Here is a 12,290-nt window from a genome sequence, read left to right as displayed (position 1 = left end):
ATGTTGTCATGCGGAATGAGTTCGTAGGAGCCTTCCTCGAACAGCTTCAGCACCTGGTCGTCCGACATTGGCTTCACCGCCGGCGCGGCGGCTGGTGCGCCAGCCGGAGCCTTGGCGGCGGGCGCTGCCTTGGCACCACCGCCGGCGATCGCGGCATCCACGTCTGCTTTCACCACCCGGCCATACGGGCCGGTGCCGGATATGGCTGAAAGGGTGAGGCCCGCCTCGCGCGCCAGACGGCGAGCCAGCGGTGTCGCGCGTCCGCCCGACGGCGACTGGCCAATCTCCCCCCCTGTGGGGGAGATGCCCGGCAGGGCAGAGGGGGGCGTGGCGGAATGAGGCGTTGGCGGGACAGCGCCCCCCTCTATCGGCTTCGCCGACATCTCCCCCACGAGGGGGGAGATTGGCGCCGCTTCCTGCTTGGCCCCATAAGCCTCGCCGTCGGCATAGATCCAGGCAACCGGCGCGCCGACCGGGATGTCGACACCTTCCTTGCCCGTCACGTCGCGCAACACGCCACTGGCCGGTGCATCGATTTCCATCGCCGCCTTGTCGGTCTCGATCTCGAACAGCACGTCGCCCTTCTTGACGTGCGCGCCTTCCTCGGCGAACCAGCGCGAGATCTGTCCGGTTGCCATGTCCATGTCGACCTTGGGAAGAATGACTTCGGTCGGCATGTCTCAGCGAACCCCTTTCACGAGGTCGCGCGCGGCGGTGATGATGTCGGGAACTTGCGGCACCGTGGCCTTTTCCAGCTCCGGATTGTACGGGATCGGCGTTTCCGCGCCACCCAGCCGCACGATCGGAGCGTCGAGGTAGTCGAACGCCTCGCTCTCGGCGATCATGGCGCTGACCTCGGCGCCGATGCCCAGCGTTTTGACTGCTTCATAGACGCACATCAGCCGCGACGTCTTCTTGACGCTATCGATGACCGTCCGCTTGTCCATCGGCCGGATGGTCCGGAGATCGACGACTTCGACGTCGATACCTTCGGCCTCCAGCGTGGCGGCGGCGGCGAGCGCCTTCTGCACCATGATCGAGGTGGCGACGATCGTGAGGTCGCGGCCCTCGCGGCGGATGTCGGCCCTGCCGATCGGCACGGTGTAGTAGCCTTCCGGCACCGGCCCCTTCATCTTGTAGAGCAGCTTATGCTCGAAGATCATCACCGGATCGGGATCGGCGACGGCAGCCAGAAGCATGCCCTTGGCATCATAGGGTGTCGCCGGCTGGATGACCTTCAGCCCCGGCACATGGCCGAGCCAGGCTTCCAGGCTCTGGCTGTGCTGCGCCGCCGCACCGGTGCCGGAGCCGGCGGGGAAGCGCATCACGACGGGCACCGAAACCTCGCCGCCCAGCATGAAGCGCATCTTCGCGGCCTGGTTGACGATCTGCTCCATGGCGAGCGTGGCGAAGTCGGAAAACTGGAATTCGAAGATCGGCCGCATGCCGGTTAGCGCGGCGCCGACAGCGACGCCCGCGCCGCCCAGTTCAGAGATCGGTGTGTCCAGCACCCGCTCAGCGCCATAGCGCTCGACCAGATCGCCGGTCACCTGGAAGGCGCCGCCGTAGACGCCGATATCCTCGCCCATCAGGAAGACGCGGTCGTCCATGTCCATGGCAATCGCCATGGCCTCCTGGATCGCCTGGGCGTAGCTCAGTTCACGCACCATCGCGTCCATCACGCCTTCTCCGTATACACGTAATTTCCGGTCTCGCTGACGTCGGGCGAAGGGCTAGCCTTGGCGAACTCGATGCCCTCGGCGATCTCTCGCACCACCGCCTCGCGAATGGCCTCGATGCCCTTGTCGTCGATGAAACCGAATTCCCGCAGTTCGTTCTCGAAGAGCGTGATCGGATCGCGGTTGGACATCCAGTCCTCGATCTCTTCCTTGGTCCGGTAGCGATTGCGGTCGCTCTTGGAATGGCCGCGATGGCGATAGGTCTTGGATTCGATCAGCGTCGGCCCCTCGCCCGCACGTGCCCGCTCGACCGCCTTGTACGAAGCTTCGGCGACCTCGGAGAAGATGTTGCCGTTGACGATGACGCCCGGCATCGAATAGGCGGCGGCGCGGTCGGCGATGTTCTTGACCGCGGTCGAGCGGGCCGTCGACGTCGACATGCCATAGCCATTGTTCTCGCAGACGAAAATCACCGGCAACTTCCAGACCGCCGCCATGTTGAGCGCCTCATGGAAGGCGCCTTCATTGTTGGCGCCGTCGCCGAAGAAGGAGACCACGACCTTGCCGGTCTTCATCATCTTGGAGGAGAGCGCGGCACCGACGGCGATCGGAATGCCGCCGCCGACAATGCCGTTGGCGCCCAGATTGCCCTTGGCGACATCGGCGATGTGCATCGAACCGCCACGGCCCTTGCAGTAGCCGGTGGTCTTGCCAAAGAACTCGGCGAACATGCGCTTGACCTCGGCGCCTTTGGCGATGCAGTGGCCATGCCCGCGATGGGTGGAGGTGATCTGGTCATCCTCGCCAAGCGGCATGCATATGCCCATGGCGCTGGCCTCCTGGCCGATCGACAGATGCATGGTGCCGTGAATGAGGCCCCGCGTGTAGCTTTCCTCCGCGCCCTCTTCGAAGCGGCGGATGAGGTACATCTTGTAGAGCACCTGCTTCAGTTGCTCGGCGCTGTATTGGCGATAGACGAAGGGCAGGTTGGCGCGGCTGTCCGCGACGGCTTTGCTGGCTCCGGCCATGATCAGGCCTCCACGGTTCCGTAGACGAGCTTGTCCTGGCGGGCGCGCAATTCGGCGATCTTGGAGCCCACTGCCGGAGCGGCATTGGCGTAGGTGATCAACTCGCCCTTCTTGATCGGCGCCGTCACCGAACCGCCCTGCAGCAGGCCGCAGGGAATGGCCCTGGCGGCATGCGCTTCCGGCGCCGTCATGATCCAGGCGCGATAGCAATATTCGCCGATCGCATCGAGCTTTTCGCCCGGCTGCATGTCTTTCTTGGCCACCGCGCAGACTTCGGCCACCGGCTTTGCCAGCGGCACCATGTCGGCCTTGCCGTAGAGCACGACGCGGGCGCAGGTCAGCGGCACTTCGAGCGACGTCAGGTGATAGGGGCGGTGGAAGGTGAAGTACGGACCCTTGCCCATCTTCAGATCTTCCATGCGTTCCGAGATGCGCGGATGCGACATGTCGGCGACGACGAAGACGCCGGGCGCGACACCCTTGCCGATCGAATAGTCGACGACGCCGACCCTGGACAACACGCCGCCGTCCTTCTGCGGCACCAGCACCTTGTTCAATTCGCCGAGCGTCGCGGCCGGGCCATGCATGCCGGCCTTGTCGGGCACCAGGCCGGTGGCGTTGGCGATCGCCGCCATCTCGACCATGGTCTTGGAGCCGTCAACGAACTCCACCAGCATGCGCACATTCATGTGCCGGCGTATGGCCTCTTCCTCATAGGCGGGCGGTGTGGCGTCGATGTTGAGCGGGTTGTTCTTGCCCTTGCCGGCGGCGACGATTGGATGGCCCATGGCCGAAACGAATTCGATCAGCTCCATGCAGGAGGACGGCTCGTCGCCGGCGCCCAGCGAATAGGTCACGCCGAGCCGGTCGGCCTCGCTCTTGAGATAAGCGCCGATGGTGACGTCGGCCTCGACATTCATCATCACCAGATGCTTGCCATGCTCCATGGCGCGCAAGCCGATCTCTGCGCCGACGGCGGGAACGCCGGTCGCATCGATGACGACGTCGATCAGATCGTTGTTTATGACCAGGCTGGCGTCGTTGGTCACCGCCACCTTGCCGGCCTCCATGGCAGCCGTCATCGCCGAGGCGTTCGAAACTTCGCGCGCATGGCCGGTTTCCTGGAAGGCGATGTCCACCGCCTTGCTGGCGGCGGGCAGGTTCAGCTCGGAGATCGCACCGATCTCGATGCCCGACATATGGGCGACGCGGGTGACGATGTCGGTTCCCATCTCGCCCGACCCGATCAGACCGATGCGGATCGGCTTGCCCGATTTGCCGCGTTCCTCGAGGTCGCGGGCAAGGCCCGTCAACGAAACATTGGAAGCCATACCGCTCATTCCTCCCATAATGCAGGCCTGTTCAATTGTCTGACGGGTATTGAACATCTGTATTTCTGTCAAGACTAATGTCCAAATCCGTGTGCTTTGCAGCACTTTCCCGCCGTCCGCCGCAGGGTGGAAAAGAGGTCGGGAAAGCCCGGCAAATCGCGGAATTCATCGGCCCAATCGGGCTCACGGTTGAGCGGTCGGCGTCCTGATCCTGTTGGCGGCGTTAACCGGCGACAGGAAAATCGTGAAAATGGACGATCACTCCATCGGCATCGATGAAGATCACGGCATAGGCGGGTGGCTCGTGGCCCAGTTGCCAGCTGTCCGAAAAATCGAGGGCGCTCTGATGGTTGGTGCTGCGCAGCGTGCTGACCGGTATGCCGCGCCAGCTGCCGGCGATCAGCCTGTGGACGTGGCCGGCAAAGATGTGGCCTACGTTGCCGTGGCGCAGGAGAACGTCATGGAAGGCATCGGCGTCGGCGAGCTTGACCTCGTCAAGCACCGGCATGCGGATCCGGAACGGCGGATGGTGCATGAAGAGGAAGACCGGCCGGTCGCGGGCTTCCTGCAACTTTTCGTCCAGCCAGCCCAGCCGTACCGGGCACAGTCTGCCCTCGACATGTCCGCTGTCCAGCGTATCAAGCAGGATCAGGCGGCCATCGCTGCCATCGAAAACGCTCTGGACGAACCCGCGCTCGGCTGGCGTTTGCGGGAACATCTCGACAAAAAGCGCCCTGTCGTCGTGGTTGCCGAGCATCAGCCGGCAAGCCGGCACGAACCCCGACAGCGCCTCCCTCAATGCCGCATAGGCGGCGCGCTCGCCATCATTGGTCAGGTCGCCTGATATCACCACCAGATCGGCATCGGCATGGTTCCTGCCGATATCCGCCAGGCAGGCCTCCAGCCGGTCGAGCGGATTGGAGCCATGGAGACGACCACCCGGCGCCATCAGATGCGGATCGGAGAGCTGGATGATTTTCATGGGCCCGCGCACTGCTTCCTGCCGGCGCCCCTGGCGTCGGCCTGAAGGCGTTATCTCTCGACCAGCTCTACTGTGCCGTCCAGCCGCCGTCCATCGGCAAGGTCGTGCCGGTGATCTGCTTGGCTGCATCCGAGCACAGGAACAGCGTCAGCGCCGCAAGCTCTTCCACGGTGACGAATTCCTTGGTCGGCTGCGCGGCCAAGAGCACGTCGTGCTTGACCTGTTCCTCGGTCATGCCGCGCGCCTTCATCGTGTCGGGGATCTGCTTCTCGACCAGCGGCGTCCAGACATAGCCGGGCGCGATCGCGTTGACGGTGATCCCGTCCTGCGCGACTTCCAGCGCCACCGTCTTGGTCAGGCCCGATATGCCATGCTTGGCCGAGACATAGGCCGACTTGAACGGCGAGGCGACCAGCGCGTGCGCCGAGGCCGTGTTGATGATGCGGCCCCATTTGCGGCTCTTCATGCCTGGCACCACCGCCTTGATGGCGTAGAAGGCGGCCAAAAGGTTGATGCGGATGATGGCTTCCCACTTGTCGTCGGGAAACGCCTCGATCGGCGCCACATGCTGGATGCCGGCATTGTTGACCAGGATGTCCAGACTGCCGAATGCCTCTTCGGCGTCATGGACCATGGCGGTGACGGCGGCGCCATCCATCATGTTGGCATCGGAGTAGCGGCACTTGACGCCGAAATCCTTCTCGATGCCGGCGCGCCCCTGCTCGATGGCGGCGGCGTCGCCCAGTCCATTGATGGTGACGTGGTCAAGCGCGGGCCGCGTGGCGCCATCGCCATCGGCCCGGACAACACGCTTGTCGAAGCCGTCGCGCCCGATGTCCGTGTCGTCGACACGATCGGGGCCGGCGACGTCTTCAATGCCGCCTTCCTGGCCGCATTGGCACAGGAACAGCCGCTGTCCGCCTGCCTCCGCGCCGCGACGCATGTCGCCTCGCGCGCCATTTCCACCTTGCCTCGCAACTATGGCGGGCCGATGCAGTTCGAGGGTCCCATGCATGAGCGCGCTTGAAATCCGCGGCATCCGCAAGAGCTATGGTAGTGTCGAAACGCTGAAAGGCATCGACATCGCGCTGCAGAGCGGTGAATTCCTGGTGCTGCTCGGCTCGTCCGGCTGCGGAAAATCGACGCTTCTCAACATCATCGCGGGACTGGCCGAAGCCACGAGCGGCGACGTGCTGATCGGCGGTCGCTCGATACTCGGCGTACACCCCAAGAACCGCGATATAGCCATGGTTTTCCAGTCCTATGCGCTCTATCCGAACCTGACTGTGCGCCGCAACATCGGCTTCGGACTGGAGATGCGCGGCGTCGCGGCCGACGAGCGTGACAGGGCGGTGAACGAAGCGGCAAGGCTGCTGCAGATCGAAGCTCTGCTCGACCGCAAGCCGAGCCAGCTGTCCGGCGGCCAACGCCAGCGCGTCGCCATCGGCCGGGCGCTGGTACGCAAGCCGCAGGTCTTCCTCTTCGACGAGCCGTTGTCCAACCTCGACGCCAAGCTGCGCCTGGAAATGCGCACCGAGTTGAAGCGCCTGCACCAGATGCTGCAGACCACCGTCGTCTATGTCACCCACGACCAGATCGAGGCGATGACGCTGGCCAGCCGCATCGCTGTCATGCGCGACGGCAGAATCGAGCAGCTCGGCACCCCGGAAGAAATCTACAACGACCCGGCAACACTCTATGTCGCCGGCTTCGTCGGCGCGCCATCGATGAATACGCTTCAGGCCACCATTACCGGCGGCAGGCTGGCCATTGCCGGGTCCGATGTACGGATCCCTTTGCCTGCACGCTATGCGAATGCGGCTCGTGAGGGCGCACAAATGGTCGTCGGCATCAGGCCGGAAGCGCTTCGTGTGGCGACCGGGGCCGCCACGGACCTGTCATTGCCGGTGGAGATCGAGGTGGTCGAACTGACTGGCCCTGAACTGGTCACCACGGCCCGGATCGGCGCGCAGCGGCTGACGGCTTGCTTGCCGCCGCGAGCCCAGCTCGCCAAGGGCGAAAAGCGCAACCTCACCTTCGACGAGGCCGCGCTTCGCTTATTCGACCCCTCGACAGGCAAGGCCTTGCCGGCGATTTGAAATCACAGCGTCGTCCTGCACCCGCGCAGGCAGGCCTATTTGGCGATCTCGAGAAGTGACGATACCAAGAGTTGGCGCTCGTCCTTCGACAGCACGTCGGAATCGAACAGGTTCATGCTGCGCAGTCCTTCGATGGCGAGATAGCAGACCAGCAGCGATTTGAGGTCCGGCGCCTCGCCCTTCAGGCGCTCGAAAAGCTGCCGCTTGAATGTCTTTATCGGCGTCATGAAATCGGGATCCTCGGCGATCGCCGAAAAAATCCAGGATGCCGACGGCTGCTTTTCCTCGCAATCCTCGGCTGACAGTCTGATATAGACGGCGAGGGGATTTTTGCCGTTGTCGCTGCTGTTCGCGGTTTCCAGCGCTTGCTCGAAATCGCGCAGATAGTCTTCGACGAGGCCCTGCATCAATTTGGCCTTGGTCGGGAAATTGTAGAGCAGCCCACCCTTCGACACGCCGGCGCGGCTGGCGACGGCATCGAGCGACAGGCTACCGGGCCCGGATTCCCGGGCAACATCAGCCGCCGCGGCGAGAATCTTCTCGCGCGAGTTCGGTCTTTGGGCTCTCATGGTGCCTCCCATCGCAAGCTTAGGCCCAATTGACAAGACCGTCCAGACGGTACAGTAAGACCGCCACCATTTGAAATCGGGACCCACAGTCGGTATGTGTCCCGATGTCCGTGCTTCGCGCCGGATTTTCGACTGAGGGAACTTCCTTGCTCAAGCGCATACTCCGTGTCTTTATCATTATTGTGGTCCTTGCCGTGCTCGTCATTGTGGTCGGCGGCATCGTCGGCTTCAACTTCCTGCGCGACAACGGCATCAAGCAGTATTTCGCCACCATGAAGCCGCCGGCGGCGACCGTGTCGACGACCATCGTCAAGCCGTCGAGCTGGACGCCGGGCGTCGAGGCGATCGGTACGGTGCGGGCCGTGCGCGGTGTCGACCTGACGGTCGAGACCGCCGGCATCGTCAAGCAAATCCCTTTCCATGCCAACCAGAAGGTGGCGGCCAATGCGGTGCTGCTGCAACTCGACGACGCCGTCGAGCGCGCCGATCTTGATGCGCAGAAGGCGCAGGCGGCGCTCGATCAGACCACGCTGACCCGCGCCATCGAACTGACAAAGCGTGGTGTCGGCTCCGACTCGACGCTGGACACCGCGCGTGCGGCGGCGTCCGCTTCGGCATCCCAGGTCACCAGGCTGCAGGCCGTGCTCGACCAGAAGCAGCTTACCGCGCCCTTCAACGGCACCGTCGGCATCCCGAAGATCGATCTCGGCCAGTACCTGTCACCTGGCACCTCGGTGGTGACGCTCCAGGATCTCGACACGATGCGGGTCGACTTTTCAGTGCCCGAACAGCAACTCCCGCTGCTCAAGATCGGCCAGACCGTTCGGCTCGGCCTTGGTGGCGACGACAAGCCATTTGCCGGCGCCATTCGCGGCATCGACCCCAAGATCGACCCCTCCAGCCGGCTGGTGAACATCCGGGCGGAAGTCGCCAATCCCGAAGGCAAGTTGACCCCAGGCCAGTTCGTGCAGGTGCGCGTCGAACTGCCCGCGGAGCAGAACGTGCTCTCCCTGCCGCAGACGGCGCTGACCACCAGCCTCTATGGCGACTACATATTCGTGGTGCAACCGGCGAAACCCGCCGGGGCGCCCCCGGCGCAGCCAGCCAAGCCGGGCGAAAAGCCAGCCGCTGCGGCCACCGACAAGCAGGCGGACACCAAGCCTGCGGACGCAATGAAGCCGGCGGCCGATGCCACCAAGCCGGCGGACGCCAAGCCAGCGGACAAGGCCGCTTCCGATGCCGCCAAGCCAGCAGCGGCCGATCCGGCCAAGCCGGCGGCCGAAGGTGAGAAGCCCACGCTGGTGCTGTCGCAGGTCTTCGTCAAGCCCGGCCGCCGCAATCAAGGCATGGTCGAGATCGTCGAAGGGCTCAAGGCCGGCGACGAGGTCGTCACCGCGGGTCAGAACCGCCTCTTCAACGGCATGACCGTCAACGTCGACAACACCATCGACCCGACCAAATCGGCAAACAAGCAGGCCGACCAGCAATGAGCTTTTCCGATCTCTTCATCCGCCGACCGGTCCTTTCGACCGTCCTTGCCTGCATGATCCTGCTGCTCGGTTTCCAGGGCATCTTCAACCTGTCTATCCGGCAGTATCCGAAGGTCGACGAAACCGCGATCACCATCACGACGGCCTATCCGGGCGCCAGCGCCGACCTGATCCAGGGCTTCATTTCAGCCCCGATCGCGCGCGCCGTCGCCTCGACCGAGAACATCGACTACGTCACCTCGTCCAGCCGGCCGTCCTCCAGCACCGTGACGGTGCAGATGAAGCTCGGTTCCAATCCCGACGTGGCGCTGACCGAAGTGCTGTCCAAGGTCCAGGGCGTGCGCGGCACCTTGCCGGACGCCTCCAAGGACCCGGTCATCGTCAAGGGTACGGGTCAGCAGTTCGCGATGATGTACATCTCGATGCAGAATCCGAACATGACCAAGGAGCAGTTGACGGAGTATATCGAGCGCGTCATCAGGCCCCGCATGTCGACGGTCGAAGGCGTCGCCGACGTGCAGATCTTCGGCGCCCAGGAATATTCGATGCGCGTCTGGATCGACCCGGTCAGGCTTGCAGCGCGCGGCGTGACGGCGGCCGAAGTGCTGACGGCGATCAACAATTCCAACTTCCTGTCGGCGCCCGGCAACACCCAGAACGAATATGTCGTCTCGTCGATCACCGTGCGCTCGACGCTGCAGACACCGCAGGCCTTCGCCGAGTTGCCATTGCGCTCGACCGACGGCAATGTCGTGCGCCTGCGCGACGTGGCCCGTGTCGAACTCGGCGCCGAGAACACCGACACCAGGGTCTCCTTCAACGGCAAGCCCGGGACCTTCCTCGCCATCTTCCCGACCCCGGCAGCCAATCCGCTGACCACCGCGGCAGCGCTCACCAAGCTCGTCCCGCAGATCCAGGAGACGCTGCCCAAAGGCATGACGATCGAGGTCGTCTACGACGCGACCGGGCAGATCAGCGCCTCGATCGAAGAAGTGTTCAAGACCATCGGCGAGGCGGTCGCCATCGTCGTCGTCGTCATCCTCCTGTTCCTCGGTTCGTTCCGCTCGGTGATGATGCCGATCATCACCATTCCGCTGTCGTTGATCGGCGTCTGCTTCCTTTTGTTCGCGGTGGGCTATTCGATCAACCTTCTGTCGCTGCTGGCCATGGTGCTGGCGATCGGCCTTGTCGTCGACGACGCCATCGTGGTGGTGGAAAACATCCATCGCCACATGGAAGAAGACCACATGCCGCCCATGCAGGCGGCCTTCAGCGGCATGCGTGAGATCGCGTCGGCCATCGTCGCCATGACGATGACGCTGGCCGCCGTGTTCGCGCCGCTGGCCTTCACCGGCGGCCTGACCGGCGCCCTGTTCCGCGAATTCGCGGTGACGCTCGCCGGATCGGTGGTGCTGTCTGGCGTCATTGCCATCACCATCACGCCGATGATGTCGGCGCGCCTCCTGAAGCCCGGCAATGCCGGCCGTTTCCAGCGTATCGTCGACGGCACCTTCTCGCGCGTCGAGCACGTCTATGAGCGCGCCGTCACCGGCTCTTTGAACTATCGCCCGCTGACGCTGCTCATCGTGCTGGCGCTTGTCGGCGTGACCGGCTTCATGTTCACCAAGACCTCGACGGAACTGGCGCCGGAAGAAGACCAGGGCTTCCTGCTCTCGCTGGTGACGGGGCCGCGCTATGCGACCTCCGATTACACCGAGACCTACGTCAACCAGATCCTGGGCCTGGTGAGGGATATTCCCGAAACCCGGGCGCAGTTCTCGGCCGTCGCGTTCGGCGGCACGACCAACAGCGCCTTCGTCGGTTTTGCCTTCAAGGATTGGGCGGAGCGGAAGCGCAATTCGAAGGAGCTGCAGGCCGACATCACGGCTCGTATCGCCAAGGTGGCGGGTGTCCAGGCGTTTGTCTTCGCACCGCCGACGCTGCCGGGCTCCGGCGGCGGCTTGCCGATATCCATGGTGGTGCGCTCGACCGGGGATTCCGCTCAGGTCTACGAGGAAGCCGAGAAGATCAAGAACAAGGCGCAGGCGTCGGGCCGCTTCATCGTCGTGCAGAATTCGATGGCCTATGACGCACCGCAGGTGACGGTGACCATCGACCGCGACCGCGCGGCCGCGCTCAACCTGCCGATCGCCGATATCGGCCGGACGCTGACGCTGCTGGTCGGCGGCGCGGAAGTGGCGCAGTTCGACCGCGACTCCAACAGCTATGACATCATCCCCCAGGTGCCGCAGGAATTCCGCGACAACCCCGAAAAACTCGGCGAGTACTTCGTGCGCAGTGTGACGGGCGAGATGGTGCCGCTATCAGCCGTGGTGAAGATTTCGAACAATGCGTCGCCGGCGGCAATCGAGCAGTTCAACCAGCTGAATTCATCGACGATCTCGGCGCTGCCGCTGCCCGGCGTCACCACCGGCGACGGTTTGAAAGTCCTCGAGGACATTGCCAGGGAGAGCCTGCCGGACACCTTCTTCATCGACTATTCCGGCCAATCCCGGCAGGAGAAGGAACAGGGCAACACGATCCTGATCGCTTTCGGCGCGGCCGTCATCGTCATCTACCTGGTGCTGGCGGCGCAGTTTGAAAGCTTCCGCGATCCGCTGATCATCATGATGGCGGTGCCATTGTCGATCTTCGGCGCGATCGTGCCGCTCAATCTGGGCCTCGGCACGCTCAACATCTATACGCAGGTCGGCCTGATCACGCTGATCGGGCTGATCACCAAGCACGGCATTCTGCTGGTCGAATTCGCCAACCAGCAGCGCGAACTGCATGGCATGAGGCGGCGTGACGCCATCATCGCCTCGGCCAAGGTGCGCCTGCGGCCGATCCTGATGACGACGGCCGCGATGGCGCTGGGCGTTGTGCCGCTGATCGTTTCCAGCGGCGCCGGCGCCGCTGCCCGCTATTCGATGGGCCTGGTCATCTTCACCGGCATCCTGGTCGGCACCATGTTCACCCTGTTCGTCGTGCCCATGTTCTACACCTTCATCGCCAGCAAGGACCTGCCGCATCTGGCGGAAAAGCCGGATCCAAAGCTGATGCCGGCGCTGCCGAGCTGAGGCACAAGGCGCAAGAAACAAAAAAGAGGCCG

11 protein-coding genes are annotated in these 12,290 nt (G+C 63.9%); 4 read left to right on the top strand and 7 right to left on the bottom strand.

Annotated features, from left to right (window positions below):
• The 6 genes from O7A60_RS08165 to O7A60_RS08140 all read right to left on the bottom strand — a co-directional run.
• Window positions 1-677 (bottom strand): biotin/lipoyl-containing protein (locus O7A60_RS08165; protein ID WP_337105802.1); only part of this gene is annotated, 677 nt, incomplete at its 3' end.
• A 3-nt stretch (window positions 678-680) separates the two neighbouring features.
• Window positions 681-1,679 carry an alpha-ketoacid dehydrogenase subunit beta gene (locus O7A60_RS08160; RefSeq protein WP_337105801.1) on the bottom strand — a complete coding sequence of 333 codons (999 nt, stop codon included), beginning with the start codon at window positions 1,677-1,679 and terminating at the stop codon, window positions 681-683.
• Entirely contained in the window at window positions 1,679-2,707 is a 1,029-nt protein-coding gene (locus O7A60_RS08155; RefSeq protein ID WP_337105800.1) for a thiamine pyrophosphate-dependent dehydrogenase E1 component subunit alpha, read from the bottom strand. Before O7A60_RS08155 ends, O7A60_RS08160 begins: the two co-directional genes overlap by 1 nt.
• 2 nt (window positions 2,708-2,709) lie before the next feature.
• Window positions 2,710-4,038: an NAD(P)H-dependent oxidoreductase gene (locus O7A60_RS08150; RefSeq protein ID WP_337105799.1), complete on the bottom strand. Its 1,329-nt coding sequence runs from the start codon at window positions 4,036-4,038 to the stop codon at window positions 2,710-2,712.
• Between the two features lie 223 nt (window positions 4,039-4,261).
• Window positions 4,262-5,020 (bottom strand): phosphodiesterase, encoded by a 759-nt coding sequence (locus tag O7A60_RS08145; protein WP_337105798.1) that lies wholly within the window; start codon window positions 5,018-5,020, stop codon window positions 4,262-4,264.
• A 67-nt stretch (window positions 5,021-5,087) separates the two neighbouring features.
• Window positions 5,088-5,855, bottom strand: a complete 768-nt coding sequence (locus O7A60_RS08140; RefSeq protein WP_337105812.1) for a 3-hydroxybutyrate dehydrogenase — start codon at window positions 5,853-5,855, stop codon at window positions 5,088-5,090.
• Here O7A60_RS08140 and O7A60_RS08135 point away from each other — a divergent pair.
• Window positions 5,739-6,047, top strand: a complete 309-nt coding sequence (locus O7A60_RS08135) for a PfkB family carbohydrate kinase (protein ID WP_415926807.1) — start codon at window positions 5,739-5,741, stop codon at window positions 6,045-6,047. The genes O7A60_RS08140 and O7A60_RS08135 overlap by 117 nt on opposite strands.
• Window positions 6,034-7,119, top strand: coding sequence for an ABC transporter ATP-binding protein (locus O7A60_RS08130; RefSeq protein WP_337105797.1), 1,086 nt, complete (start codon window positions 6,034-6,036; stop codon window positions 7,117-7,119). The genes O7A60_RS08135 and O7A60_RS08130 overlap by 14 nt, the downstream gene beginning before the upstream one ends.
• Window positions 7,120-7,154: 35 nt before the next feature.
• Here O7A60_RS08130 and O7A60_RS08125 read toward each other — a convergent pair whose 3' ends face one another.
• Window positions 7,155-7,688 (bottom strand): TetR/AcrR family transcriptional regulator, encoded by a 534-nt coding sequence (locus O7A60_RS08125; protein ID WP_337105796.1) that lies wholly within the window; start codon window positions 7,686-7,688, stop codon window positions 7,155-7,157.
• A 146-nt stretch (window positions 7,689-7,834) separates the two neighbouring features.
• Between O7A60_RS08125 and O7A60_RS08120 the strand changes: the two genes are divergently transcribed.
• On the top strand, window positions 7,835-9,178 hold the full coding sequence (locus tag O7A60_RS08120; RefSeq protein WP_337105795.1) for an efflux RND transporter periplasmic adaptor subunit: 1,344 nt from the start codon (window positions 7,835-7,837) through the stop codon (window positions 9,176-9,178).
• Complete coding sequence (locus O7A60_RS08115) at window positions 9,175-12,258, top strand: efflux RND transporter permease subunit (RefSeq protein ID WP_337105794.1); 3,084 nt, start codon at window positions 9,175-9,177, stop codon at window positions 12,256-12,258. Before O7A60_RS08120 ends, O7A60_RS08115 begins: the two co-directional genes overlap by 4 nt.
• The last annotated feature ends 32 nt before the right edge of the window (window positions 12,259-12,290 follow it).

Source organism: Mesorhizobium salmacidum (SeqCode) (assembly GCF_037179605.1).
GTDB classification, from domain to species: domain Bacteria; phylum Pseudomonadota; class Alphaproteobacteria; order Rhizobiales; family Rhizobiaceae; genus Mesorhizobium; species Mesorhizobium salmacidum.
This window is presented reverse-complemented; position numbering and strand designations above follow the sequence as displayed.